This is a genomic window from Pseudomonas sp. P7779 (assembly GCF_013386315.1).
Lineage (GTDB): Bacteria > Pseudomonadota > Gammaproteobacteria > Pseudomonadales > Pseudomonadaceae > Aquipseudomonas.
In genome coordinates, this window is the sequence record NZ_JACARZ010000046.1 from 26884 (window position 1) to 53709 (window position 26826).

Annotated in this window: 28 protein-coding genes; 5 read left to right on the forward strand and 23 right to left on the reverse strand. The window is 60.3% G+C overall.

What is annotated here, in order from left to right; genetic code table 11:
* Nucleotides 1-199: 199 nt before the first annotated feature.
* Together HX869_RS14985 and HX869_RS14990 are read right to left on the reverse strand one after the other, a co-directional pair.
* The gene (locus HX869_RS14985; RefSeq protein WP_003209647.1) at nt 200-748 is read right to left on the reverse strand and encodes a hypothetical protein; all 549 of its coding nucleotides are present in this window, start codon (nt 746-748) and stop codon (nt 200-202) included.
* 137 nt (nt 749-885) lie between these two features.
* Nucleotides 886-1653: a sulfite exporter TauE/SafE family protein gene (locus HX869_RS14990; protein ID WP_003209649.1), complete on the reverse strand. Its 768-nt coding sequence runs from the start codon at nt 1651-1653 to the stop codon at nt 886-888.
* A gap of 99 nt (nt 1654-1752) precedes the next feature.
* On the opposite strand from HX869_RS14990, the gene HX869_RS14995 reads away from it, so the two are divergent.
* The 4 genes from HX869_RS14995 to leuA all read left to right on the forward strand — a co-directional run bounded on the left by HX869_RS14995 (nt 1753) and on the right by leuA (nt 6858).
* Complete coding sequence (locus HX869_RS14995) at nt 1753-2643, forward strand: LysR family transcriptional regulator (protein WP_087695128.1); 891 nt, start codon at nt 1753-1755, stop codon at nt 2641-2643.
* A gap of 10 nt (nt 2644-2653) precedes the next feature.
* Nucleotides 2654-4033, forward strand: coding sequence for an exodeoxyribonuclease VII large subunit (gene xseA, locus HX869_RS15000; RefSeq protein WP_003209653.1), 1380 nt, complete (start codon nt 2654-2656; stop codon nt 4031-4033).
* 3 nt (nt 4034-4036) lie between these two features.
* Nucleotides 4037-4858, forward strand: coding sequence for a peptidoglycan DD-metalloendopeptidase family protein (locus HX869_RS15005; protein ID WP_008438272.1), 822 nt, complete (start codon nt 4037-4039; stop codon nt 4856-4858).
* 320 nt (nt 4859-5178) lie between these two features.
* A complete protein-coding gene (gene leuA, locus HX869_RS15010; RefSeq protein WP_003209657.1) occupies nt 5179-6858 on the forward strand; it encodes a 2-isopropylmalate synthase in 1680 nt (559 codons plus the stop codon).
* A gap of 173 nt (nt 6859-7031) precedes the next feature.
* Here leuA and HX869_RS15015 read toward each other — a convergent pair whose 3' ends face one another.
* From HX869_RS15015 to trmJ, 21 genes are all read right to left on the reverse strand, one after another.
* Complete coding sequence (locus tag HX869_RS15015; protein ID WP_102368191.1) at nt 7032-7823, reverse strand: amidohydrolase; 792 nt, start codon at nt 7821-7823, stop codon at nt 7032-7034.
* Nucleotides 7811-8959, reverse strand: a complete 1149-nt coding sequence (locus HX869_RS15020; RefSeq protein ID WP_003209660.1) for a pyridoxal phosphate-dependent aminotransferase — start codon at nt 8957-8959, stop codon at nt 7811-7813. The genes HX869_RS15015 and HX869_RS15020 overlap by 13 nt, the downstream gene beginning before the upstream one ends.
* Nucleotides 8960-9068: 109 nt before the next feature.
* Nucleotides 9069-10538 carry a ribosome biogenesis GTPase Der gene (gene der / locus HX869_RS15025; RefSeq protein WP_003209661.1) on the reverse strand — a complete coding sequence of 490 codons (1470 nt, stop codon included), beginning with the start codon at nt 10536-10538 and terminating at the stop codon, nt 9069-9071.
* Between the two features lie 139 nt (nt 10539-10677).
* Nucleotides 10678-11829 (reverse strand): outer membrane protein assembly factor BamB, encoded by a 1152-nt coding sequence (gene bamB, locus HX869_RS15030; protein ID WP_003209662.1) that lies wholly within the window; start codon nt 11827-11829, stop codon nt 10678-10680.
* The gene (locus HX869_RS15035) at nt 11822-12463 is read right to left on the reverse strand and encodes a tetratricopeptide repeat protein (protein WP_003209663.1); all 642 of its coding nucleotides are present in this window, start codon (nt 12461-12463) and stop codon (nt 11822-11824) included. The genes bamB and HX869_RS15035 overlap by 8 nt, the downstream gene beginning before the upstream one ends.
* Before the next feature lie 40 nt (nt 12464-12503).
* Complete coding sequence (gene hisS, locus HX869_RS15040) at nt 12504-13793, reverse strand: histidine--tRNA ligase (protein ID WP_178903276.1); 1290 nt, start codon at nt 13791-13793, stop codon at nt 12504-12506.
* Nucleotides 13794-13816: 23 nt separating this feature from the next.
* Complete coding sequence (gene ispG / locus HX869_RS15045; RefSeq protein ID WP_003209666.1) at nt 13817-14926, reverse strand: flavodoxin-dependent (E)-4-hydroxy-3-methylbut-2-enyl-diphosphate synthase; 1110 nt, start codon at nt 14924-14926, stop codon at nt 13817-13819.
* A 4-nt stretch (nt 14927-14930) separates the two neighbouring features.
* Entirely contained in the window at nt 14931-15923 is a 993-nt protein-coding gene (locus tag HX869_RS15050) for a RodZ family helix-turn-helix domain-containing protein (RefSeq protein WP_178903277.1), read from the reverse strand.
* Nucleotides 15923-16681, reverse strand: a complete 759-nt coding sequence (pilW, locus tag HX869_RS15055; protein ID WP_003209669.1) for a type IV pilus biogenesis/stability protein PilW — start codon at nt 16679-16681, stop codon at nt 15923-15925. The genes HX869_RS15050 and pilW overlap by 1 nt, the downstream gene beginning before the upstream one ends.
* Before the next feature lie 12 nt (nt 16682-16693).
* The gene (gene rlmN, locus HX869_RS15060; RefSeq protein WP_003209670.1) at nt 16694-17842 is read right to left on the reverse strand and encodes a 23S rRNA (adenine(2503)-C(2))-methyltransferase RlmN; all 1149 of its coding nucleotides are present in this window, start codon (nt 17840-17842) and stop codon (nt 16694-16696) included.
* Between the two features lie 30 nt (nt 17843-17872).
* On the reverse strand, nt 17873-18298 hold the full coding sequence (gene ndk, locus HX869_RS15065) for a nucleoside-diphosphate kinase (protein ID WP_003175956.1): 426 nt from the start codon (nt 18296-18298) through the stop codon (nt 17873-17875).
* Between the two features lie 92 nt (nt 18299-18390).
* Complete coding sequence (gene iscX / locus HX869_RS15070) at nt 18391-18591, reverse strand: Fe-S cluster assembly protein IscX (RefSeq protein WP_003209673.1); 201 nt, start codon at nt 18589-18591, stop codon at nt 18391-18393.
* Between the two features lie 14 nt (nt 18592-18605).
* Complete coding sequence (gene fdx / locus HX869_RS15075; protein ID WP_003209674.1) at nt 18606-18947, reverse strand: ISC system 2Fe-2S type ferredoxin; 342 nt, start codon at nt 18945-18947, stop codon at nt 18606-18608.
* A gap of 3 nt (nt 18948-18950) precedes the next feature.
* A complete protein-coding gene (gene hscA / locus HX869_RS15080) occupies nt 18951-20813 on the reverse strand; it encodes a Fe-S protein assembly chaperone HscA (protein WP_087695132.1) in 1863 nt (620 codons plus the stop codon).
* A gap of 51 nt (nt 20814-20864) precedes the next feature.
* Nucleotides 20865-21386 (reverse strand): co-chaperone HscB, encoded by a 522-nt coding sequence (hscB, locus tag HX869_RS15085; RefSeq protein ID WP_008438289.1) that lies wholly within the window; start codon nt 21384-21386, stop codon nt 20865-20867.
* 8 nt (nt 21387-21394) lie between these two features.
* Complete coding sequence (iscA, locus tag HX869_RS15090; protein ID WP_003209680.1) at nt 21395-21718, reverse strand: iron-sulfur cluster assembly protein IscA; 324 nt, start codon at nt 21716-21718, stop codon at nt 21395-21397.
* A gap of 28 nt (nt 21719-21746) precedes the next feature.
* Nucleotides 21747-22133, reverse strand: a complete 387-nt coding sequence (gene iscU, locus HX869_RS15095) for a Fe-S cluster assembly scaffold IscU (protein WP_003209682.1) — start codon at nt 22131-22133, stop codon at nt 21747-21749.
* 102 nt (nt 22134-22235) lie between these two features.
* Complete coding sequence (locus tag HX869_RS15100; protein ID WP_008438290.1) at nt 22236-23450, reverse strand: IscS subfamily cysteine desulfurase; 1215 nt, start codon at nt 23448-23450, stop codon at nt 22236-22238.
* A gap of 50 nt (nt 23451-23500) precedes the next feature.
* Complete coding sequence (iscR, locus tag HX869_RS15105) at nt 23501-23992, reverse strand: Fe-S cluster assembly transcriptional regulator IscR (RefSeq protein WP_003210305.1); 492 nt, start codon at nt 23990-23992, stop codon at nt 23501-23503.
* 302 nt (nt 23993-24294) lie between these two features.
* Nucleotides 24295-25080 (reverse strand): serine O-acetyltransferase, encoded by a 786-nt coding sequence (cysE, locus tag HX869_RS15110; protein ID WP_008438291.1) that lies wholly within the window; start codon nt 25078-25080, stop codon nt 24295-24297.
* A 2-nt stretch (nt 25081-25082) separates the two neighbouring features.
* Entirely contained in the window at nt 25083-25853 is a 771-nt protein-coding gene (gene trmJ, locus HX869_RS15115; protein ID WP_003210307.1) for a tRNA (cytosine(32)/uridine(32)-2'-O)-methyltransferase TrmJ, read from the reverse strand.
* A gap of 145 nt (nt 25854-25998) precedes the next feature.
* Between trmJ and suhB the strand changes: the two genes are divergently transcribed.
* Nucleotides 25999-26814, forward strand: coding sequence for an inositol-phosphate phosphatase (suhB, locus tag HX869_RS15120; protein WP_003175971.1), 816 nt, complete (start codon nt 25999-26001; stop codon nt 26812-26814).
* Nucleotides 26815-26826: the final 12 nt, after the last annotated feature.

The window sequence follows — 26826 nt, forward strand, 5'->3', positions numbered from 1 at the left end:
ATAGTCAGACACCCCCTCGGGTTCAATGTAAAACTCTGACAAACTTGGTAATACTGATAGATGGATGATTTTTGCAGCGCTGATCGTTCCCACGCTCTGCGTGGGAACGCCGCTTTGGACGCTCCGCGTCCTGGCCAGGGCGACGCGAAGCGTCACGGGAAGCGTTCCCACGCGGGAGCGTGGGAACGATCACATCGGATTAAAGTTCGACTTTGACCCAACTCATCTTCTGGTCCAGCCAGTCGGCAAATTCGTCGATAAAACTCTGCTTGAACCCCGCCTCCGCCCAGTTATTGAAGATGAATCCCAGGTTGGAAAAGCCGCATTCCTGCAGGAACAGGAAACCGTTGATGTCGTCCTCATGCCCACACAGCGGGCAGGTGAAGTTATCGGTGTGGCCGGGCATCCAGTCTTCCAGGCTTTCGAACAGGGCTTCGCCGACTTCCTTGAGGCACTCGGGACAGCCGGCCTCTTCCAGGAAGCCTTTGGCCGGGGTGTAGATGCAGCGCTTGTAGATGATCTCCAGGCCGTTGATCGGCTCGTTGAACGGCAGCGCGTCGGGGTGCAGCACCACGGCGCGGGCACCGTCGGCCAGGGCATAGCCCATGCGGTTGCCGGTGCGCCCGCAGGTGGTGAGTTCTTCCTTGACGATGTTCTTGCGCACCAGCCAGCGCACGATCGCCCGGGCGCGGGGTTCGTGGACGGGTAGCGTGGAGATTTTCGGGACAAGGATGCTTTGGGAATTCATGGGAGTCCTGCGGCGTGGCTACTGGCGCCTTCGCGAGCAAGCCCGCTCCCACAGGGGGAATGCGTTCCAAATGTGGGAGCGGGCTTGCTCGCGAAGAGGCCCTGAAGGCTGGCAGCTTAATCCCTGAAACAATCAGGTCAAGTACTCAAGTAACGGGCAATCAAGGCAATGCCACTGGCCAGCACCAGCCAGGTCACCAACCGCACAAACGCCTCGCGGGACATGCGCAGGGTCAACCGCCGCCCCGCCCACAGCCCGAGCGCCATGGCCGGCAACAGGCACACCGCCAACATCAACAAGGGTAGCTCGGCATACACGCCCGCGATCAGAAACAGGCTCAGGCGCACCACCGTGCTGCAACTGATCAACGCACTCTGGGTCGCCCGCGCGCCATCCTTGGGCAATCGACTGTTGAGGTAGATCGCATACAGAAAGCCGCCACTGCCGAACAACGCGCCAAACAGCCCGCCGACAACCCCCATGGGAATCGCCCAGCCGGCTGCCATCTGCGTGGGCTTGGCCTTCACCGCCAGGCTGTAGATCGCATAGGCGCTGATAAACAGCCCCATCAACAGCAGCAATAAATCAGAGTGCAGGTTGAGCAGGAAGATCACCCCAAGGGTGCAGCCAATCGCCATGCACGGCAGTAGCCTGAACAACTCCGGTTTCACCACATCCCGGCGCGATTGCAGAAGGTTGCCGAAGGCCGCGACAAAATCCAGCAGCACCAGCAAAGGGATGATCTTCGACAGCGGCATGAACAGAATCAGGATCGGCCCCGCCACCAATGCGGTACCAAAGCCTGCAATGCCGAACACGATATACGCCAGGGCAATCGCCACGCCTATCACCAGCCAGTCCACACCGCCAAACGACCAATGACTCAACAGCTCGACCGGACTCATGACGTATTCCTTATTAGAGATGGCCATCACTTTAGCCATTGGCAAGCGTTGCGACTAATATCTTCAAAGCCCATCACTCATCTCGAAAAGGCATGACTTGTGATTTCCACCCGGCAATTGCGTTACTTCGTCGAAATCGCCGAGAGCGGCAGCTTCAGCGCAGCGGCCGAGCGGCTGTTTGTGGCGCAATCGGCACTGAGTCGGCAGATCAAGGAGCTGGAAAACCTGCTGCAAACGCCATTGTTCGAGCGTACCGCGCGCCAGCCAAGACTGACGGCTGCGGGAGAGGCTTTCTATCCGCGGGCACGCAACCTGCTGGGCGAATTGCTCAAGGCCAGTGAGATGGCGACGCAAGTGGGCAATGGACAGCTCGGCACGCTGCGGATGAGCCATTCGAGCACGGTGCCGATGAGTGGCCGCCTGCTGCGCGGCATCGGTGCCTGGCTGGAACGATGCCCGGGCGTGTCGATGGACATCGCCAAACTGTCCTCCGAAGCCCAGTTGGAAGAAATCGCCGACGGCCGACTGGAGGTCGGGCTGTTGCGCTTACCGGTGTTGCGCCAGCGCGAAGGCGTGCGCATCGTGCCTTTATATAGCGAGCGACTGTTGCTGGCCGTGCCGCCGAACCACCGGTTGGCCGGGCACACATCCGGTATCGATTTGGCGCAACTGAAGAACGAAGCGTTTATCTCGATCCCTCACCCCCAGCGCGGAGGGCTGAGTTACCTGTCAGCCGAGTTGTGCATGCGTGCAGGATTTTTCCCCAAGGCGGCGCGGGTGATGTCGCGCAAGACCACGCAGTTACAGCTGATCCAGGCCGGATTCGGCATCGCCTTGCTGCCGGAGTCGATGCAGGACATTGCGCCGGCCAACATCCATTTTTTACCCCTGGCCGATCCCGATTGCCAAAGCACCGTCGCCCTCGCCTGCCAGCAAACGCCGAACGCGCTGGTGGAGCAGTTCTGTCAAACCCTGCACGAATGCCTATAAACTGCCGCCCATGATTAAAGATCCCTTTGCCCGTCTGGGCCTGGACCGCGAAGTCCTGACTGTCAGCCAGCTCAACGGCCGCGCGCGGGTGTTGCTGGAAGACGTGTTCACCAATATCTGGGTCGAAGGCGAGATCTCCAACCTCGCCCGCCCGGCCTCCGGCCACGTGTATTTCACCCTCAAGGACAGTGGCGCCCAGGTGCGTTGTGCGCTGTTCCGGCAGAACGCCGCACGGGTGCGCCAGGCGTTGAAAGACGGCCTGGCGGTGAAGGTGCGGGGCAAGGTCTCGCTGTTTGAGGGCCGTGGCGACTATCAGCTGATTCTCGACACGGTGGAGCCGGCCGGTGACGGCGCACTGCGCCTGGCCTTCGACGCGCTGAAGGAAAAACTCAGCGCCGAAGGCCTGTTCAGTGCCGAGCGCAAGGTGCCGCTGCCCGCACACCCACGGCGCATCGGGATTATCAGCTCGCCCACCGGTGCGGTGATTCGCGACATCATCAGCGTGTTCCGTCGCCGGGCGCCCAACGTGGAACTGACGTTGATCCCGACAGCCGTACAAGGTCGTGAAGCCGTGGCGCAGATCGTCCGTGCACTGAAGCTGGCCGATGCACGCGGCTTCGACGCGCTGATCCTGGCCCGTGGCGGCGGGTCGCTGGAAGACCTCTGGTGCTTCAACGAAGAAGCCGTGGCGCGTGCGGTGGACGCCTGCGTGACGCCCATCGTCAGCGCCGTTGGCCATGAGACCGATGTGTCGATCAGCGACTTTGTCGCCGACGTACGCGCCCCAACGCCTTCCGCCGCTGCCGAGCTGTTGGCGCCGGACTCCAGCCACCTGACTCGCCAGGTAGAGAACCTGCACCGCCGCCTGGTGATGCTGATGCGCAACCGTCTGACCCACGACCGCCTGCGCCTGGAAGGCATGGCTCGTCGCCTGCGTCACCCGGGCGAGCGCCTGCGCCAACAGGCCCAGCGCCTGGATGACCTGGACATGCGCCTGCGGCGTGCCTTCGAGCGCAGCCTCAACACCCGTCGCGAGCGTTTGATCCGCCTGGAAACCCGCCTCGCCGGCCAACACCCCGGCCGCCAACTGGCGCTGTTGCGCCAACGCCTGGACAGCCTTGCCGAACGCCTGCCCCGCGCCATGCGCGAAGGCCTCAAGGCCCGTCGCCTGCAACTGCAAAGCCAGGTGCAGACGCTGCACGTGGTCAGCCCGCTGGCGACGCTTGGACGCGGCTACAGCATCTTGCTCGACGAACGCGGCCAGGCGATTCGCAACGCCGCGCAAACCCACACCGGGCAGCGCCTGACCGCGCGCCTCGGTGAAGGCCAATTGCAGGTACGGGTGGAAGACAACCACCTGACGCCCGTCACCCTCTCGTTACTGGACTGATTGATGCCACGCTTTTTAAGTTTGCTGATGCTGCTGTGCCTGACCTTTAACGCCCATGCCGACAGCTACATCACCCGGCTGCTGAACAAGCCGGTGCCCGGTGGCGTGGCGGTGGTCGACCTCGGCACTTCGGCCACGGCGCCCAAAGCCACCTACATGAACCGCCCAGTGCTGGTGGTGAAGGAGCAAAACAACTGGCTGGCGATTGTGGGCATCCCGCTGACGGTCAAGCCCGGCACCCAACGCATTACCAGCGGCAGCCAGAACCTGCCGTTTGTCGTGGGCTTCAAGAAATACCCCGAGCAGCACATCACCCTGAAGAACAAGAGCCAGGTGAACCCGGACCCGGCGCAACTCAAGCGCATCGAAGGCGAGCTGGCGGTCCAGCTCAAGGCGTATCGCAGTTTCAGCCCGAACACGCCGAGCAACCTGCTGCTGGACAAGCCGGTGAACGGGCCGCTGTCGAGCAAGTTCGGCGTACGACGTTTCTTCAATGGCGAGGAGCGGAATCCGCATTCCGGCCTGGACTTTGCCGTGGGCGCCGGCACGCCGATCAAGACCCCGGCAGCGGGCAAGGTGATCCTGACCGGCAACTACTTCTTCAACGGCAACACCGTGTTTGTCGACCATGGCCAGGGCTTTATCAGCATGTTCTGCCATATGTCGAAGATTGATGTGAGCGTGGGCCAGCAACTGGCTCGTGGTGCAGTGGTGGGCAAGGTCGGTTCCACCGGCAGGGCGACCGGGCCGCATATGCATTGGAACATCAGCCTGAACGACGCACGGGTGGATCCGGCGATCTTTATCGGCGCGTTTCAGCCCTGACGCTCAATTGCGCACCCGGCAACGGGTGCGCAAACAAAACAACCTCGCGCACAATTCTCAACCATAAAATCTCGTTTTCCTCAGTAATAGCAGAACTTCTCTCAATTTTTTCCGACTGCTTGCCATCTTTCACCCCGGCGGTTAGGGTTGGACCTATGAAAACCTCTCACACCCTCATTCAGCTCCGCCAGCACCGCAGCCTGTGCCTAGTCAGCGCACGACTGCCAGGCTGAATCGATCTGCCTCGTCTTCTGCTTTATCCCCAATAACAGTTTTACGGCAGGCCGCCTTTTCTCGGCCCCTAGACAAAGGATTTCCCGATGAGCATGCTCAAAGACCCGTCTTCGAAGTACCGCGCGTTCCCGACCATTGATATCCCGGACCGCACCTGGCCTTCGAAAACCATCACCACCGCGCCGATCTGGTGCAGTTCCGACCTGCGCGACGGCAACCAGTCGCTGATCGAACCGATGGACGCGGTGAAAAAGCTGCGTTTCTGGAAGACCCTGGTCGCCGTCGGTGTGAAGGAAATCGAAGCCTCCTTCCCGGCCGCATCGCAAACCGATTTCGACTTCGTGCGCACCCTGATCGAAGACAATCACATCCCCGAGGACACTACCATCCAGGTGCTGACCCAGGGCCGTGAAGACTTGATCGCGCGCACCTTCGAATCCCTGCGCGGGGCGAAGAAAGCCATCGTTCACTTGTACAACGCCACCTCGCCGTCGTTCCGCCGCATCGTGTTCAACCAGGACAAGGATGGCATCAAGGCGATCGCGGTCAACGCGGCCAAGCTGTTCGTCAAATACGCCGCCCAGCAGCCGGAAACCCAGTGGACCTTCGAATACTCGCCAGAGACGTTCAGCGCCACTGAGCTTGAGTTCGCCAAGGAAGTCTGTGACGCGGTGATCGAGGTCTGGAACCCGACGCCTGAGCACAAGGTGATCCTCAACCTGCCAGCCACCGTCGAGTGCGCCACCCCGAACATCTATGCCGACCAGATCGAGTGGTTCGGTCGTCATATCAACCGTCGCGACAGCGTGATCATCAGCCTGCACACCCACAACGACCGTGGCACCGGCGTAGCCGCCACCGAGTTGGGCCTGATGGCCGGCGCCGACCGTGTCGAAGGCTGCCTGTTCGGCAACGGCGAGCGTACCGGTAACGTCGACCTGGTCACCGTGGCCTTGAACATGTACACCCAGGGCCTCGACCCTCAGCTGGACTTCTCCGACATCGACGGTATTCGCAAAGTCGTCGAAGAGTGCAACCAGATCCCGGTGCACCCGCGTCACCCGTACGTCGGCGACCTGGTTCACACCGCCTTCTCCGGCTCCCACCAGGACGCGATCCGCAAGGGCTTCACCCAGCAGAAAGACGACGCCTTGTGGGAAGTGCCGTACTTGCCGATCGACCCGGCCGACATCGGCCGCAGCTACGAGGCGGTGATCCGCGTCAACAGCCAGTCGGGCAAAGGCGGCATCGCCTACCTGCTGGAGCAGGAATACGGCATCAGCTTGCCGCGCCGCATGCAGATCGAGTTCAGCCAGGTGGTACAGGCCGAAACCGACCGCGTGGGCCTGGAGATGACCGCCGCGCAGATCTACAGCTTGTTGCAGCGTGAATACCTGCAAGCCAACATTCCTTACGCGCTGGTCAGCCATCGCTTGCAGGAAGAGAACGGCAACAGCTCGGTGGAAGTTGAAGTCTCCGGCAAGGGCCAGGGCGAAACCAACCTGCGCTGGCACGGCAAAGGCAACGGCGCCCTGGAAGCGCTGGTGGCCGGGCTGCCGATTGGTGTGGAGATCATGGATTACAACGAACACGCGATTGGCGCCGGCACCAATGCCAAGGCGGCGGCCTACATCGAGCTGCGAGTGAACGGTGAGCGTCCGGTGCATGGCGTGGGCATTGATGAAAACATCACCACGGCGAGCTTCAAGGCGGTGTTCAGCGCGCTGAACCGCTCGTTGAGCCAGCTGGAAGCGAAAGCGGCATAAACACTGACCGCTGAAATGCAAAAGGCCCCGGGATGAGAATCCAGGGGCCTTTTTTATGATCGTTCCCACGCTCCGCGTGGGAATGCAGCTCGGACGCTCCGCGTCCCGAAGCGTGACGCGGAGCGTCACAAGAGGCGTGCCCACGCAGAGCGTGGGAACGATTTATAAATCCTTCAGGTGAACTCGAAGCTGTCCGCATCCAGGTTCGCCGGGAAGCGCGTGCGGTACTCCGCCAATTCCGCTGCGTCCAGGCACACCTGGAACACCCCGTCCGCCTCCCCTGCGCTCAGCAGGCTTTCGCCCTGGAAGTCCACGACCTGGCTGTCGCCGGTGTAGGCAAAGCCCTTGCCGTCCGTGCCCACCCGATTCACCGCCGCCACGTAGCACAGGTTTTCAATGGCCCGTGCCGGCAGCAGACGGTTCCAGTGCTGGCGACGTGCGCCCGGCCAGTTGGCGGTGTACAGCAGCAAGTCAGTGTCCTGGGCGTCACGACTCCACACCGGGAATCGCAGGTCGTAGCAGATCAACGGACGAATCCGCCACCCCTTGAGTTCGAACTGCACCTGGCGCTCGCCGGGGGTGTAGTGGTCGTGTTCACCGGCCATACGGAACAGGTGACGCTTGTCGTAGTGCAACACCTCACCATCCGGTCGCGCCCACAGCAGGCGGTTGCGGTGGCTGCCATCGGCGGCCTGGATGATCACGCTGCCGGTGATCACCGCGTTGTACTTCTTCGCCTGGGCCTGCAGCCATTGATGGGTGGGGCCGTTTTCAGGCTCGGCGAGGGTTTCCGATTCCATCGAGAAACCGGTGGTGAACATCTCCGGTAGCACGATCAGGTCGGCACCCTTGGCCTGTTCCAGCAGCAGTTCAAAATGCTCCAGGTTGGCCTGGCGGTCGTGCCAGGCCAGGGTGGTTTGCACCAGGGCGATGTTCAGGTTGGGCAGTGCACTCAGATCACGCATAGTTTCTCGGCTGCTTGACGCAGCGTCTCCTCGCGTTTGGCAAAGCACAGTCGCACCAGGCGCTGGCCTTGCGGTGGGTTCCGGTAGAACACCGAGACCGGGATGGTTGCTACGCCATGCTCGCGGGTCATCCATAGCGACATGGCGACGTCATCCAGGTCCGGGCGAATCTGTGAGTAATCCACCAATTGAAAGTAGGTACCGGCCACCCGGGTAAAGCTGAAACGCGACGGTTCCAGCAGGTCGCAGAACAGGTCGCGCTTGGCTTGATAAAAAGCCGGCAGCTCCTCGACGTGTTCCGGGTGTTCGGCCATGAAGTCTGCCAAAGCGTACTGCAACGGGGTCACGCCGCAAAAGTTGACATATTGATGCACCTTGCGCAGCTCGGCGCTGAGGGCTGGCGGCGCGACCACGTAGCCGGTTTTCCAGCCGGTGACGTGGTAGGTCTTGCCGAACGAACTGACCACAAACGCACGCTGATACAGCTCTTCGTGAGCCAGCACGCTGACGTGGGGCACACCGTCGAACACCAGGTGCTCGTAGACCTCGTCGCTGACCAGGTAGATGTCGCGGTCGCGGATCAACTCGGCCAACTGGTCCAGCTCGGCACGGCTGATCAGGGCACCGGTGGGGTTATGCGGGCTGTTGAGGATGATCATGCGGGTGCGCGGCGACAGCGCAGCGCGCAGTTGCTCGAAGTCCAGGGCGAAATCATCCAGACCCAGTTGCACGTGTACGCAGCGACCGCCTGCCAGTTCCACAGAAGGCTCGTAGCTGTCGTAGGCCGGATCGAACACGATGACTTCATCACCGCTGCGGATCACCGCCTGGATCGCACAGAAGATCGCTTCAGTGGCGCCTGGGGTGATGGTCACTTCGCTGTCGGCATTCACCGTTGCGCCATAGCTGCGGGCGATCTTGGCCGCCACTTGCTGGCGCAGTACCGGCAGGCCGGTCATCGGGGCGTATTGGTTATGGCCCAGGGCAATGTGTCTGCCCACTCCATCGAGCAACTCCTGGGGCCCGTTAAAGTCGGGAAAGCCCTGGGACAGGTTGAGCGCACCGGTTTCGGCAGCGAGTTGCGACATGGTGGTGAAGATGGTGGTGCCGACATTCGGCAGCTTGCTGGTGATCATCGGTGCGCCCCTTGCGGTGAGCCCCAAGTTTTAAGCTGCATGCCGCGAAGGGTCAACCGCCAGGCACAAAAAAAGGGCTCCGAAAGAGCCCTTTTTCAACCGATCAGGATCAGCGCTTGTCGCGGCGCTTTTTGTCGGCCTTCTTGTGGTGCGTCATCATCCGGCGCTTTTTGTTTACCTGGCGGTCGGTGAGGCTGTTCTTGTTACCTTCGTACGGGTTCTCGCCACCCTTGAACTCGATACGGATCGGCGTACCGACCAGTTTCAAGACGCGGCGGTAGGTATTTTCCAGGTAACGCACGTAGGACTTCGGCACCTTCTCCAGCTGGTTACCGTGAATCACGATAATCGGCGGGTTGGCACCACCCAAGTGAGCGTAGCGCAGCTTGATCCGACGGTTGTTGACCATCGGCGGCGCGTGCTCGCTGACCGCATCTTCAAGAATCTGGGTCAGGCGGTTGGTCGGCCAGCGGGTAACCGCGGACTTGAACGAGTTCTGCACCGAGGCGTAGAGGTTACCCACGCCGGTACCGTGCAGTGCCGATATAAAGTGGATATCGGCAAACTCGACGAAGAACAGGCGACGCTGCAGCTCGACCTTGACGTAGTCGCGCTCGCTCGGCGTCATGCCGTCCCACTTGTTGATCGCAATCACCAGGGCGCGACCGGCTTCCAGGGCAAAGCCCAGCAAGTTCAGGTCGTGGTCTACCACGCCTTCGCGGGCGTCCATGACGAAGATCACCACGTTGGCGTCTTTGATCGCCTGCAGGGTTTTCACCACGGAGAACTTTTCAACTTCTTCGTGGATCTTGCCGCGCTTGCGCACACCGGCAGTGTCGATCAGCGTGTACTTCTCGTCGTTACGCTCGAACGGGATGTAGATGCTGTCGCGGGTGGTGCCCGGCTCGTCATAGACGATTACCCGGTCTTCACCGAGCATGCGGTTGACCAGGGTCGACTTGCCGACGTTCGGACGGCCGATGATCGCGATCTTGATACCGTCTTTTTCGCTTGGGCCAGGAATGCGCTTGGCTTCCTCGCCTTCGGCAACGATTTCTTCTTCGCCTTCGACTTCATCCACGTCATCACGCGGGAAGTCGCGCAGGGCGATTTCCAGCATCTGGGTGATGCCGCGACCGTGGGCACCGGCGATCGGGATCGCATCGCCCAGGCCCATCGGGCTGAACTCGGCGCGGGCCATTTCAGGATCGATATTGTCGATCTTGTTGGCCACCACGTAGGAACGCTTGTTGCGCTTGCGCAGGTGCTCGCCAATCATCTGGTCTGCAGCGGTGTAGCCCGCGCGGGCGTCCACCAGGAACAACACGACATCAGCTTCTTCAATGGCCAGCAGCGACTGCTCGGCCATCTTTTCGTCCATGCCATGCTCGTCACCGGAGATACCACCGGTGTCGACAATAATGTAGGAGCGCCCTTGCCACTTTGCCTCACCGTATTGGCGATCACGGGTCAGACCGGACAAGTCGCCGACGATGGCGTCGCGAGTCCTGGTCAGGCGGTTGAACAAGGTGGACTTGCCGACGTTCGGTCGGCCCACCAGGGCGATTACGGGAACCATGCGGCTCTCCACTTCGTTATTTCAGAAAATACAAAAGCCGCTGCAAGGCAGCGGCTGGTGCTCGGGGCAGCGCTCGAAAGCGCCGCATGCCCTGCCGAAGCAGGGCCGCCTGGGAATTACCCCAAGCATAGTCAAACCATTACTTGATGGTCAGCGCTTCCAGTTTGCCGCTGTTGCCATACACGTAAAGCATGTTACCTACCACCAGCGGACGGGCACGCAGGCCGTCGCTGTCGATACGTTCGCGACCCACGAAGCGACCGTCCACCTGGCTCAGCAGGTGCAGGTAACCTTCAAAGTCGCCTACCGCCACGTAGCTGGAGAACACTTCCGGTGCCGACAACTGACGGCGGGCCAGGGAGTCGTTGCTCCACAACGCAGTGGTGGAACGCTCGTCGACACTTTCAACGGTGCCGGACGCCAGGCTTACGTAGACGCTGCCAAACCCTTGGGCGACACCGGCGTAGCTGGAAGCATCACGCTGCCAGTTGATCCGGCCGCTCTGCACGTCCAGCGCCGCAACACGGCCCTGATAAGTAGCGACGTAAAGGGTATCACCCGACAGCAGCAAGCCACCGTCGATGTCCACTACGCGGTCCAGTTCCGAACGACCTTGAGGAATCGCGACCCGGGTTTCCCAGGCCGGCACGCCGTTCTGGGTGTCCAGGGCGACCACTTTACCGGTCGACAGGCCTGCCAGTGCCAGGTTGCTGGTCACAACCGGACCGCTGGTACCGCGCAAGGTCAGGACCGCCGGCGTGCTGTCATACAACCAGCGCTGGTTACCGGTGGCGGCGTCGAGGCCGATCACACGGTCATCCTGGGTCTGCACGACAACCACGTCACCGTTGGTAGCCGGTGGCGAGAGCACTTCACTGGTCACGCGAGCGCGCCATTTCTCTTCACCGGTGCTCGAATCCAGTGCCACGACGTCGCCTTTCAGCGTGCCGAGCATCACCAGGCCAGAACCCACGCCAACGGCGCCGGACACAGGCAGTTCGAGGTCTTTCTTCCACTTGACGTCGCCGTTCATGCGATCCATGGAGACCACAACACCGGTGGAATCAGCGGCGTAGATAGTGTCACCGTCGATCGCCGGGACCATCAGGTTGTACAGATCGCCCTGACCGTCACCAATGGAGCGGCTCCACTGCTTTTGCAGGACCACTTCTTCCTTGAAGCTGGTCAGCTCGGCCGGAGGCAGTTCTTTTTTGCTGTTGCTGCTGCAACCCGCGGCCAAAACGGCCAGAGCCAGCAATGCTGCATGTTTCCAACGGATCACGTCACGCATCCCCTTTGGCCAAGTCGTCGAGCTTGATTTGTAAGCCACCGACCGCCGCTTCATCAGACAGCGCCGCCTTGGCTTTTTGGTACGCAGCATTGGCTTCGTCGGTACGACCCAATTGGACCAGGAGGTCGCCCTTGAGCTCTTCACGAGTGGCCAGGAATGCCTTGTCAGCATCGCCGTCGAGCAGTTTCAGTGCTTCGTCGGCCTTGTTCTGTGCCGCCAGTACCTGAGCCAGACGCTGACGTGCGATTTCACCCAGTGTCGGGTTGGCCGGCTTGTCGGTGATGGCTTTCAGCTCGGAGGCGGCGTCATCCAGCTTGCCGTTGTCGACCGCAACTTTTGCGACGAACAGGCTGCCGTATTGCGCGTAGGTGCTACCGCCGAATTCGCTCTTCAGCTTGCCGGCCAGGTCTGCAACCTGGGCCAGGTCAGGCTTGCCGTTTGGCGTCAGCGTGGTTTCCAGCAGTTGCTGATAGATAATCGAGGCGCCTTGCGACTGGTTAGCCTGATACTTGTGCCAGGCTTGCCAGCCGAACACCACTACTAAAGCCAGCAAGCCGCCAGTGACCAGGGGCTTGCCGTTGCGCTGCCACCAGTCTTTGAACTCGGCCAGCTGGTCATCATCAGTACTCGACACCCCAATACTCCTTAATCGCTAAATCGGCTGTTTGACAGCTTCAACCCTGCACGATGCAGGTGGCCAGGTGCGCTGCAAGCGCATCAAAGGCAATGCTTTGTTGTTCACCCTGACCACGCAGGGGTTTGAAACTTACCGCTTGCTGGGCCAATTCATCATCACCCAGGATCAGTGCATACAACGCACCGCTCTTGTCGGCTTTCTTGAACTGGCTTTTGAAGCTGCCGGCGCCGGCATTGACTTGCAGGCGCAGGTTCGGCAGTTGGTCGCGCAGTTTCTCGCTCAGGGCCAGGGCAGCCAGTTCGGCCGCCTCGCCAAAGGCACAGAAGTACACGTCCACCTGACGGGAGATTTCTTCGGGAACCTGCTCCAGGGTTTCCAGCAGCAGGATCAGCCGCTCGATGCCCATGGCAAAACCTACGCCGGTGGTCGGCTTGCCGCCCATCTGCTCGACCAGGCCGTCGTAACGACCACCGGCACACACCGTGCCCTGGGCGCCGAGCTTGTCGGTGACCCACTCGAACACGGTCTTGCTGTAGTAATCGAGGCCACGTACCAGTTTCGGGTTGATGACGTAAGGAATACCGGCTGCATCCAGGCGAGCCTTGAGGCCCTCGAAGTGGATACGGGACTCGTCGTCCAGGTAGTCGGCCATTTTCGGCGCATCCACCAGTACGGCCTGGGTCTCGGCGTTCTTGGTGTCCAGTACCCGCAGCGGGTTGGTTTTCAGGCGGCGCTGGCTGTCTTCGTCCAGCTTGTCCAGGTGGGCCGACAGGAATTCCACCAGGGCTTCGCGGTAGCGGCCCCGGGATTCGCTGGTGCCCAGGCTGTTGAGTTCAAGCTTGACCGCATCACGGATGCCCAGCATGCCCCACAGGCGCCAGGTCAGCACGATCAGCTCGGCGTCGATGTCCGGACCGTCTAGGTTGAAGACTTCCAGGCCGATCTGGTGAAACTGGCGATAACGGCCTTTCTGCGGACGCTCGTGGCGGAACATCGGGCCGATGTACCAGAGCTTCTGCGGCTGGCCACCGCCGGTGAGGCCATGTTCGAGCACCGCACGCACACACGCGGCAGTACCTTCCGGACGCAGGGTCAGGGAGTCACCGTTGCGGTCTTCGAAGGTGTACATCTCTTTTTCGACGATGTCGGTCACTTCACCGATGGAGCGCTTGAACAGCTCGGTGAACTCGACGATCGGCATGCGGATCTGCTTGTAACCGTAGTTATCCAGCAGGCGCGCGACTGTGCCCTCGAAGTAGCGCCACAGGGGCGTCTGCTCAGGCAGGATGTCGTTCATGCCACGAATGGCTTGCAGAGACTTGCTCACATCAAATCCTTAAATTCGTTCGATCAGCCGCGCGCGATAACCGCTGCGTCAGCTTCGACCTTTTCGGCCGCTTTCTGGCGGATCAGCCGTTCCAGCTCATCCACCAGATTGTCATTCGTCAATTTCTGCGACGGCTTGCCGTCGATGTAAATCAGGTTTGGCGTACCACCGGTCAGGCCCACATGGGCCTCTTTGGCCTCACCCGGCCCGTTGACCACACAGCCGATCACCGCGACATCCAGCGGCACCAGCAGGTCTTCGAGGCGTACTTCCAGTTCGTTCATGGTTTTCACCACGTCGAAGTTCTGCCGCGAGCAGCTCGGGCAGGCAATGAAGTTGATGCCACGGGAACGCAAATGCAGGGATTTGAGAATGTCGTAACCGACTTTCACTTCCTCTACCGGGTCTGCCGCGAGGGAGATGCGAATAGTATCGCCAATCCCGTCGGCCAGCAGCATACCGAGACCCACCGCAGATTTCACTGTGCCTGAGCGTAAACCGCCGGCTTCGGTGATACCCAGGTGCAGCGGCTGGACGATTTCCTTGGCCAGCAGGCGGTACGCTTCTACCGCCATGAACACGTCGGAAGCCTTTACGCTGACCTTGAAGTCCTGGAAATTCAGGCGTTCGAGGTGTTCAACGTGGCGCAGCGCGGACTCGACCAGTGCGGCCGGCGTCGGCTCGCCGTACTTCTTTTGCAGGTCTTTTTCCAGCGAGCCGGCGTTGACGCCGATGCGAATTGGAATCCCGCGATCACGGGCGGCATCCACCACGGCGCGAACCCGGTCTTCACGGCCGATGTTGCCCGGGTTGATCCGCAGGCAATCGACGCCCAACTCGGCCACGCGCAACGCGATCTTGTAGTCGAAGTGAATATCGGCGACCAGCGGCACCTTGACCAGTTGCTTGATGCGGCCAAAGGCTTCGGCAGCGTCCATATCCGGTACGGAAACCCGCACGATGTCGACGCCCGCCGCTTCCAGGCGGTTGATCTGGGCGACAGTGGCCGCCACATCATTGGTGTCGCTGTTGGTCATGCTTTGTACTGCGATGGGGGCATCGCCGCCCACCGGCACCGAGCCGACCCAGATCTTGCGCGATACGCGACGTTTGATTGGAGATTCGCCGTGCATGACTTTATTGTCCCAACTTGAGGCGAGCAGTCTCGCCACTGGTGAACGGCGCCACGTCCACAGGCTGGCCGTTGTAGGCCACTTGCGCGCCACGGGCAAAGCCCAGACGCAGCGTCAAAGGAGGCTTGCCGCCCTGGTCAAGTGTATCTCCCTTACGCTTCAGACCACTGAACAGCACCTTGCCGTTGCCATCGGAGACTTGCGTCCAGCAGTCAGCGACGTAGGTAATTTGTACTCGGCCATCACCGGCGATCAGTACCGGGGTGGTTGGCGCGGAAATCGCCGGGGCGACGGGAGCCGTTGTTGCCGGAGCCTGCGCCGGTACTGCTGGCGTTGCTGGCGTATGAGCTGGAGCAGCAGGCGTCACTGCAACCGCTGGAGCGGGTGCGACGGGTGCCACTGCGGCGGCAGTACCTGCTTCGGGCGCAGGCTGCTCGGCGCTTGGTTCTGCCTCGGGCACCGCCTGCCCCTGGGCCACGGCCTGGTCTTCCGGCTCATCCAACGGATGAATCTGGGTGGTGCCGTCGGCGCTTTCGACTTCGACGTGCTCCATGGCGTTGCTGGACAAGTCCTTGCCACGCTGGGCGGTCTGATCCTGCCACCATACAAAACCACCGCCGATCACGGCGATGAGCAGCAACAGGCTGACAATGCGCAAAATGGTGTGGGAAACCCGCACAGGCTCTTCAATGCGGCCAAGACCATGGACATTGCTGCCCTGGGAATCGGTACCGGTGATTTGGTCGAATTCCTGGACCAATGCAGCCTGGTCGATACCCAGCAACTTCGCGTAGGCGCGGATATAGCCGCGGGCAAAGGTATGCCCTGGCAGCTTGTCGAATGCGCCAGCTTCAAGGTTGCCCAATGAAGTCGTGGTCAAATTGAGCTTGAGGGCCACTTCTGCCAGCGACCAACCATTGCTTTCGCGGGCCTGACGCAAGGTCTCGCCTGGGTTTCCACGATTAGCTGCTACAACTTCCGGGTGCGCCGCTTTCATCATTGCTCCGACAGGTATTGCTGATATTCCGGCGTACCGGGATAGAGTCGTTCGAGTTGCTGGCCAAAACGTGCGGCCTTGTCGCGTTCTTCATGAACCGTCGCCAGGCGCACACCGAGCAATAGACTACGTGCATTTTGCCCGCTCAGCAGGCTAAAACGCTCGTAATAGTCACGTGCCGGCACATAATGCCTGTCTTCGAAGGACAACTCAGCCATTTCGAGCAAGGCCCGTGGCTGGCGCTGGTTCAGGTGCAGGGCTTTTTCCAGTTGCTGGCGTGCGGTGTCGCGCTGGCCGAGAAGCATTGAGGTCACCCCCAGGTTCTCGAAAACCCGCGAACGCTCAGGATAGAGGGTATCGGCCGCAGCCTGCTGGAAATATTCGGATGCCTGGGCATAACGTTTCTGCGCAAACAAAAAACTGCCGTAGTTATTCAGCAGTCTTGGGTCGCCAGGGCGTGTGGCCAGGGCCTTTTGGAAATATTGATCGGCCAATTCGGGCTCGGCCTGGGCCTGGAACACCAAGGCCAACGCAGCATTGGCGTCGGCGTCGCTGCCATCCAGCTCGAGGGCTTTTTTCAGCGGCACCTTGGCCTGTTCGGTCATCCCTTGCTGCAAGTACCCCAAGCCCAGCTGCACATAGGCAGCTCGCGCTTCGTCACGGCCCTTGCCGGTTTGCAACGGGCTGTCATGGCCCGATGAAACACAGCCAGCCGCGAGGCTGGCAACAAGCAAAAGCAGCGCAAGGCGCAAGGGCATAGAGATCCTCTCTCAGGTTCGAGTCGCGGCGCTTTGCGGCATATCGTCGGCGGCACTCAATTCACGCACGGCGATATAACGTTCGCTGCGACGGGTGCGATCCAGCACCTGTCCTACCAATTGGCCACATGCCGCATCGATGTCTTCGCCGCGGGTGGTGCGCACGGTGACATTGAAGCCTGCATGGTGCAGTTGATCCTGGAAACGGCGGATGGCGTTGTTGCTCGGCCGCTCATAGCCAGAATGGGGAAACGGGTTAAACGGAATCAGGTTGATCTTGCACGGTACGTTCTTGAGCAACTCGATCATCTCGACCGCGTGCTCGACCTTGTCGTTGATGTCCTTGAGCATGGTGTACTCAATGGTCAACACACGCTTTTCGCCCAAGGTCGCCATGTAGCGCTGGCAAGATTCGAGCAGCATCTTAAGCGGATACTTCTTGTTGATCGGCACCAATTGGTTACGCAATGCGTCATTCGGTGCGTGCAGCGACAACGCCAGGGAGACGTCGATGTGCTTGGCCAGCTCATCGATCATCGGTACCACGCCGGAGGTCGACAGGGTCACGCGGCGCTTGGAGATACCGTAGCCCAGGTCGTCCATCATCAGGTGCATGGCCGCGACAACGTTGTCGAAGTTCAGCAGCGGCTCGCCCATGCCCATCATCACCACGTTGGTGATGGCACGGTCGGCGGTCGCCGGGATGCTGCCGAACGATTTATTGGCAATCCACACCTGGCCGATGACTTCGGCGGCGGTGAGGTTGCTGTTGAAACCTTGCTTGCCGGTGGAGCAGAAACTGCAGTCCAGGGCACAGCCTGCCTGGGACGAAACGCACAGAGTGCCGCGCTTGCCCTGGGGAATGTACACGGTCTCGACGCAGCTGCCGGACGCCACGCGCACCACCCACTTACGGGTGCCGTCGGTGGAAATGTCCTCGCTGACCACTTCGGGGCCGCGAACTTCGGCAATGGCCTTGAGCTTGTCGCGCAGGGCCTTGCTGACGTTCGTCATGGCGTCGAAATCATCGACGCCAAGATGGTGAATCCACTTCATTACCTGAGCGGCACGAAAACGCTTCTCCCCGATTGAGTCGAAGAATTTTTCCATTTCCTGTTGAGTCAGACCCAGCAGGTTGGTTTTTGCAGTCAATGTAGTCATGGATTCACCTTCGCTCTTTTAAGCCAATGCTTAGCGAGCGGTTACTTCAGTAGCAGCGAAAAAGTACGAGATTTCGCGGGCAGCAGCGGCTTCGGAGTCCGAACCGTGAACGGCGTTGGCGTCGATCGATTCAGCGAAGTCAGCACGGATGGTGCCGGCCGCAGCTTCTTTAGGGTTGGTAGCGCCCATCAGCTCACGGTTCAGAGCGATAGCGTTTTCGCCTTCCAGAACCTGAACAACAACAGGACCGGAGATCATGAAGGCAACCAGGTCGCCGAAGAAACCACGAGCGCTGTGCTCAGCGTAGAAGCCTTCAGCTTCGGCTTTGGACAGTTGCTTGAGTTTCGAAGCTACAACCTTCAGGCCGGCTTTTTCGAAACGAGTGGTGATCTCGCCGATGACGTTTTTTGCAACAGCGTCAGGCTTGATGATGGAGAAAGTACGTTGAACAGCCATGGTGTAACTCCAGAAACGGTAATTTGCGAAAAATTAAACCCGCGAATTATACGCGGGTTCTTGGGTATTGCCTAACTGCGTAAAAAGGCGATTCAGTCTGCTTCTTCGATCCACAGGCCTTGTATCGCCTCAAGAACCTTTTCGCCACCCCGATCCGGGATGTCGTCAAATTCCGGCAGCTGCATCACCAGGTTGCGCAACTTGACGAAGTTCACCGACAGAGGATCGACATCCGGGTGAGCTTCAGCAAGTTGTATAGCGATTTCTTGTACATCAACCCATTTCAGGCTCATGACATTTCCTTGAATCAATGCGGCGCTTCGGCGGCATGGTTAAGCGAATATTTCGGAATTTCAACAGTGAGATCTTCTGTTCCCACTTTTGCCTGGCAGCTCAAGCGTGATGTCGGCTCCAGACCCCACGCCCTATCAAGATAGTCCTCTTCCAGCTCATCAGCCTCTTCCAGGCTATTGAAACCTTCGCGGATGATGCAATGGCAAGTGGTACAGGCGTTAACGCCGCCGCAGGCGCTTTCGATCTCGATGTGGTTATCGTGAGCGACTTCGAGAATGGACTTGCCGGTCTCAGCCTCCACAACCATACCATCCGGGCAATGCTCGGCGTGTGGCAGAAAAATGATCTGCGGCATCAGTTAATCCTCAAGTTCATTCAAGTTGCGGCCCGCCAGGGCGGCTTTTACCGTCTGGTCCATACGACGGGCGGCAAAGGCATCGGTCACTTGCGACAGGCGCTTGGTCTGTTGCTCGATGGCGTAACCATCGGTGCCTTTCATCAATTCAGCCAGTTCCTGCATTTGCAGGTCGATAACCATGCGCTCTTCGGCATCCAGCAGACGCTCGCCGTCAGCTTCAAGGGCGCCCTGCACCGCTTCGAGCAGGCGCTGGGCGTCGACTTGCTGCTCACGCAGCACGCGGGCGACCTTGTCGTCCCCGGCGTACTGGAACGAATCCTTGAGCATCTTGGCGATTTCGCCGTCGGTCAGGCCGTAGGACGGCTTGACCTGGATGCTGGCTTCAACGCCAGAGGCCAATTCGCGAGCGGCAACACTAAGCAAGCCGTCGGCGTCGACCTGGAAGGTCACGCGAATCTTCGCCGCACCAGCCACCATCGCCGGAATGCCGCGCAATTCGAAGCGCGCCAGGGAACGGCAGTCGCTGATCAGCTCACGCTCGCCCTGCAGCACATGAATCATCATGGCCGTCTGGCCATCTTTGTACGTGGTGAAGTCCTGGGCGCGGGCAACGGGGATGGTGGTGTTGCGTGGAATCACCTTCTCCATCAGGCCGCCCATGGTTTCCAGCCCCAGGGACAACGGGATTACGTCGAGCAGAAGCAGTTCGCCACCATCACGCTTGTTACCGGCGAGGGTATCGGCCTGGATCGCGGCACCAATGGCCACCACTTGATCCGGGTCGATTTCAGTCAGCGGCTGACGGCCGAAGGCTTCAGCGACCGCCTCACGAACACGCGGCACGCGGGTCGACCCGCCCACCATGACCACGGCGACCACGTCTTCCAGCTCGACACCGGAATCACGCACGGCGCGGCGGCAGGCTTTCAGGCTGCGGGCGACCATCGGTTCGATCAACGAATCGAACGCTTCGCGGGTCAGTTGAGCCGACCAGCTACCGTAGGAAACTTCAACCGACGCAGCGTCAGTCAGCGCTTCTTTGGCGGCACAGGCAGTTTGCAGCAAATTACGTTGCGCACCCGGGTCCAGGTCGGCAGACAAGCCGGCGCTGGTGATGATCCAGCCAGCAATGGCGTGATCGAAGTCATCGCCACCCAGGGCGGTATCGCCACCGGTAGCCAGCACTTCGAAGACACCGCCGGTCAGGCGCAGGATCGAAATATCAAAGGTACCGCCGCCCAGGTCGTAAATAGCCACCAGGCCTTCGGCGTGCTGATCCAGGCCGTAAGCCACAGCGGCTGCGGTCGGCTCGTTGAGCAGGCGCAGCACGTTCAGGCCGGCAAGTTTCGCCGCATCCTTGGTGGCCTGGCGCTGAGCGTCATCGAAATATGCAGGAACAGTAATCACCGCACCTACCAGTTCGCCACCCAAGGTGGTCTCGGCGCGCTGGCGCAAGACCTTGAGGATATCGGCCGACACTTCCACCGGGCTTTTCGGGCCCTGGATCGTGTCGATGAACGGCATATGTGATTCGCCGCCGACAAAGCGGTATGGAAGCTGGTCGCCCAGCTGCTTGACGTCGGACAAACCACGACCCATCAAGCGCTTGACCGACAGCACGGTATTCAAAGGATCGGTAGACGCCGCCAGCTTGGCCGACTCGCCCACTTCGGTGCGGTCAGCGTGATAACGCACGGCAGACGGCAGGATGACCTGGCCATCCGCGTCGGGCAGCGGCTCGGAAAGACCGCTGCGCAATGCAGCGACCAGCGAATTGGTAGTGCCCAAGTCAATCCCGACCGCCAGACGACGCTGGTGCGGTTGAGGACTTTGACCGGGTTCGGCGATCTGCAGTAGGGCCATGGTAATCAGGACTTATCTGTATATCAGGCGTGCAACCTGGGCGGCACTGGGTTAATCGTCGAGGCGCTCTTCTAACTGGCGCACTTCGTAGGTGAGCTTGTCGAGGAACTGCATGCGCCGCATCAGGCGTTCGGCCTGTTCACGTTGCGCTGCATCATCCCAACAGGCTGCGAAGCTTTCGTTGAGTTCATCCTGGGCCACTTTCAGACGGCGCTTGAACACTGCGACTCCGGCCAGATCAGCCTCGTCCTGCAGTTCTTCAAGCTCCTCGCGCCATTGCATCTGCTGCATCAGGAAATCAGGGTCCTGGACCGTGACTTCAAGCGGCAGCTCGCGACCGCCCATCGCGAGCAGGTAGCGCGCGCGTTTGGGAGGGTTCTTGAGCGTCTGATAGGCTTCGTTGAGGCTGGCTGATTGCTCCAGCGCCAGGCGTTGCTCACGCTCGGAAGCGTCAGCGAAGCGGTCCGGATGCACCCCACGCGCCAATTCACGGTAGCGCGTGGCAAGCTGTTCAAGGTCCAGTCGAAAACTCGGCTGCAGCTCGAACAAAGCGAAATGACAAGGAGTACCCACGATCAGCCTCAGATGTTGAAGCTTTCGCCGCAGCCACATTCACCGCGTACGTTGGGGTTGTTGAACTTGAAGCCTTCGTTCAACCCTTCCTTGACGAAATCGAGTTCGGTGCCGTCCAGGTAGGTCAGGCTTTTCGGGTCGATGATCACTTTTTCGCCGTGACTCTCGAACACCTGATCTTCCTCGACCACCTCGTCGACAAACTCCAGCACGTAGGCAAGGCCGGAACAGCCCGTGGTGCGAACACCCAGACGAATCCCCTCACCTTTACCGCGCCCATTCAGGGAGCGGCGAATGTGCTGCGCAGCCGCTTCTGTCATGCTGATAGCCATCGTGACTCCTTACTCGTCGCCAAATTGCTTAGATCAAGCCTTTCTTCTGCTTGTAGTCGCGAACGGCCGCCTTGATGGCGTCTTCTGCGAGTACCGAGCAGTGGATTTTCACTGGCGGCAAGGCCAGCTCTTCGGCCAGCTGGGTGTTGCTGATAGTCACAGCCTCATCCAGGGTCTTGCCTTTCATCCATTCGGTCGCCAGGGAGCTGGAGGCGATGGCCGAACCGCAACCGTAGGTCTTGAACTTGGCGTCTTCGATAACGCCAGCTTCGTTGACTTTGATCTGCAGGCGCATAACGTCGCCGCACGCCGGAGCGCCGACCATGCCGGTGCCGACATCAGGGTCTTCCGCGTTCATCTTGCCGACGTTGCGCGGGTTTTCGTAGTGGTCGATGACCTTTTCGCTGTAAGCCATGGTACTGAATCCTCACTCATCAGGGCCGCTCTGGAGCCCTGTAAACACGCCTGCGTTTTCCGCCACGTCTTTACAGAGCCTTTTGGGTGGCGGCTTCTATATTTAGTGTGCCGCCCACTCGATCTTGGAAATGTCGACACCGTCCTTGTACATGTCCCACAGCGGGGACAAGGTACGCAGCTTGGTGACGGCCTCGCAGACTTTCTGCGCGGCGTAGTCGACTTCTTCTTCGGTGGTGAAACGGCCGAATGTAAAGCGGATCGAGCTGTGAGCCAGTTCGTCGTTGCGGCCCAGGGCGCGCAGGACGTAAGACGGCTCAAGGGAAGCCGAGGTGCAGGCCGAACCGGACGAAACCGCCAGGTCCTTGAGCGCCATGATCAGCGACTCGCCTTCGACGTAGTTGAAGCTCAAATTCAGGTTGTGCGGTACACGGGCGGTCATGCTGCCGTTGATGTACAGCTCTTCAAGGTGCTCGACCTGCTTGTAGAAGCGATCGCTCAGGGCCTTGATGCGCACGTTTTCGGCAGCCATGTCTTCCTTGGCCACACGGAACGCTTCGCCGATGCCGACGATCTGGTGGGTCGCCAGGGTGCCCGAACGCATGCCGCGCTCGTGACCGCCGCCGTGCATGGTGGCTTCGATACGTACGCGAGGCTTGCGGCTCACGTAGAGCGCGCCAATGCCTTTAGGGCCGTAGGTCTTGTGGGCAGAGAACGACATCAGGTCGACTTTCAGTTTCGACAGGTCAATATCGACCTTGCCGGTGGACTGCGCAGCGTCGACGTGCAGCAACACGCCCTTGGAGCGGGTCAGCTCGCCGATGGCGGCGATGTCGTTGATGGTGCCGATTTCGTTGTTCACGTGGATCACGGAAACCAGGATGGTGTCTTCACGCATCGCGGCTTCGATCATCGCAGGGGTCACGATACCGTCGGTGGTTGGCTCAAGGTAGGTAACCTCAAAACCTTCACGCTCCAGTTGGCGCATGGTGTCGAGGACAGCCTTGTGCTCAATCTTGGTGGTGATCAGGTGTTTGCCTTTGGTCGCGTAGAAATGCGCCGCACCCTTGATTGCCAGGTTGTCGGACTCGGTGGCACCGGAGGTCCAGACGATTTCACGTGGGTCGGCATTCACCAGGTCAGCGACCTGGCGACGAGCGTTTTCCACTGCTTCTTCGGCTTTCCAGCCGAAAACGTGGGAACGGGACGCCGGGTTACCGAAGTTTCCGTCAACCAGCAGGCATTCGCTCATCTTTTGCGCGACACGCGGATCAACCGGGGTGGTCGCTGAGTAATCAAGGTAAATCGGCAATTTCATGGACTTTCTCCTAAATCAGGCTGGCTGGCGTGCCGTTAGCTCTTCGGCTGTCACTCGACGGCGGACGCTTCAATCTTGTCCAGACGCGGCGCCTTGGTGTTGCAACGGCGCTGGTCCTGACGCTGGGCTACTTCTTGCACCTCACGGCGAGTCACAAGATCAGCCAAGCTGATACCACTCAAAAACTCATGGATCTGCAGGCTCAGGTCACACCACAAGTGGTGCGTAAGGCAGGTGTCGCCTGCGTGGCAATCACCCAGGCCCTGGCATTTGGTGGCATCGACGGATTCGTTCACCGCGTCGATCACCTGGGCGACCTGGATGCCCTGCATGTCGCGGGACAATTGATAGCCGCCGCCTGGACCACGAACGCTGGAAACCAGATTGCTGCGGCGCAACTTGGCGAACAACTGCTCGAGGTAGGACAGGGAAATGCCTTGGCGCTCGGAGATATCGGCCAGGGACACCGGCCCATTTTGCGCGTGCAAGGCCAGGTCAAGCATGGCGGTCACCGCGTATCGGCCTTTTGTAGTCAGTCTCATGGACAAGTACCAAGGTGTTTCAGAATGGGAGCAAGTATGCGATTCCCGAGTATTTAAGTCAACTATAAGACCTAGTACTTTAGTCAGGAATACCCGTAAAAAGGGCGCGCGAATCATAGCAGGGCGGGACGGGATGGACCAGCGGGAACAGGGCCAAGCGGGAATTCGGGACTAATGAAGGTCAAAATGTGGGAGCGGGCTTGCTCGCGAATGCGGTGATTCAGTCAATATATTCGGTGACTGACGCGCAGCTTTCGCGAGCAAGCCCGCTCCCACATGGGTTTTGCAGTGATTGCGAGACTTCAGCCAGCCTTGGTGGCGGCACTTTCGTCCTTGATCTCGGCAAAGTCTTCCTTGCGCAGCTCAGGCAGATCCTTGGCGCAGTAGCTGCTGCCGAGGTCTTTCAGGGCGCCGCACATACCGTCCAGCTTGCCGTCCACCGCTTGCAGGTGATCCAGCAACTGACCGATGGCACGCGCTACCGGGTCAGGCATGTCTTCGCTGACGCCATAGGCATCGAAGCCGATCTTCTCGGCCATGGCCTTGCGCTTGGCTTCCTGCTCATCACCCACTTCCGGCTTGACGATGATCCGCCCGGGAATGCCGACAACCGTTGCGCCAGGCGGTACAGCCTTGGTCACCACAGCATTGGAGCCGACCTTGGCGCCCGCACCGACGGTAAACGGACCGAGCACCTTCGCGCCCGCCCCGACTACAACGCCATCTTCCAGCGTAGGGTGGCGCTTGCCTTTGTTCCAGGTTGTGCCACCCAGGGTCACGCCCTGGTACAGGGTCACGTCATCACCAATCTCGGCGGTCTCGCCAATAACGATGCCCATGCCGTGGTCGATAAAGAAACGACGGCCGACCTTGGCGCCCGGATGAATCTCAATCCCGGTCAACCAACGGCCGAAGTTCGACACCAGCCGCGCCAGCCATTTCCAGCCCATGCCCCACAAGGCGCCGGACAGGCGATGGATCCAGATCGCGTGCATGCCCGGGTAGCAGGTCAGCACTTCAAAGGCGTTGCGCGCCGCCGGGTCACGGTGGAAAACACTCTGGATATCTTCTCGCAAACGCTCGAACATTTTTAATCCTTCCGCTTAAGAAGCTCGCCACGGGCCGCTTTCTGGGTTTCCGTGAGGATGCCACGCAATATATTCATTTCCGCTCGGCTGACCGAGCTGCGTCCGTACAACCGACGCAGGCGCGCCATCAAGTGCCGCGGTTTTTCCGGATCGAGGAACTCGATGGCCACCAGGGTTTGCTCCAGGTGCTCATAGAATCGCTCCAGCTCGTCCATGGTGGCCAGTTCGCCACTCTTGGTCGATGCAACCTCATCCTTTTCAACCTTGCTTGGCTGGCCTTCAGCGGCCAGCCAGGCCATGCGCACTTCATAGCTCAACACCTGCACCGCTGCCCCGAGGTTCAGCGAACTGAACTCGGGGTCTGATGGGATGTGCACGTGATAATGACATCGCTGCAGCTCTTCATTGGTCAGGCCGGAGTCTTCACGGCCGAATACCAAGGCGATTTCAGCGCCGCCGGCGGCCTCTTCCACGACTTTGGTCCCGCATTCGCGAGGATCCAGCAGCGGCCAGGGGATGCGACGGTCGCGAGCGCTGGTGCCGAGCACGAGGTTGCAGCCGACCAGGGCGTCTTCCAGGGTGGCAACGACCTGGGCTTTTTCGAGGATGTCATTGGCGCCAGACGCGCGCGCATCGGCCTCGTGGTGCGGGAACACCCGCGGCTCCACCAGCACCAGGCGCGTCAGCCCCATGTTCTTCATGGCTCGCGCCACGCCGCCGATATTGCCGGGATGACTGGTATTGACGAGGACGACACGGATGTTTTGCAGCAAGGGAGGCGCTCTCGGACACGGGAAAGGGGAGCAAATCTTACAGAACAGCCTAAGGTTATGCCATGAAAGGTAACGTCGTCCTTCACCTGAAGAAAGTTTCTGCTAGAATGCTCGGCTTTCTTTAACAACCTTAGGTGACACATCCATGCAGCCCATGCTGAATATCGCGCTGCGCGCCGCCCGCAGCGCCAGTGAATTGATCTTCCGCTCCATCGAGCGCCTGGATACCATCAAGGTCGACGAAAAAGACGCCAAGGATTACGTATCCGAGGTGGATCGCGCCGCCGAGCAGAAAATCATCGACGCGCTGCGCAAGGCCTACCCTACCCACGGCATCCTCGGTGAAGAAACCGGTTTGCACAAAGGTAGCGGCGAAGGCGAAGACTACCTGTGGATCATCGACCCACTGGATGGCACCACCAACTTCCTGCGCGGTATCCCGCACTTTGCCGTGAGCATTGCCTGCAAATACCGTGGCCGCCTGGAACACGCCGTTGTGCTGGACCCGGTTCGCCAGGAAGAATTCACCGCCAGCCGTGGCCGTGGCGCCCAGTTGAACGGTCGCCGCCTGCGCGTCAGCGGTCGCACCAGCCTCGACGGCGCCCTGCTGGGTACCGGCTTCCCGTTCCGTGACGACCAGATGGACAACCTGGAAAACTACCTGGGCATGTTCCGCGCCCTGGTTGGCCAGACCGCCGGCATCCGTCGCGCCGGCGCAGCCAGCCTGGACCTGGCGTATGTCGCTGCCGGTCGTTTTGATGCGTTCTGGGAGTCGGGCCTGTCCGAGTGGGACATGGCTGCAGGCGCACTGCTGATTCAAGAAGCGGGCGGCCTGGTGAGCGACTTCACCGGTGGTCACGACTTCCTGGAGAAGGGTCACGTGGTTGCCGGCAACACCAAATGCTTCAAGGCAGTCCTGACGGCGATCCAGCCGCACCTGCCGGCTTCGCTGAAGCGCTAAGCGAGCGAGCAC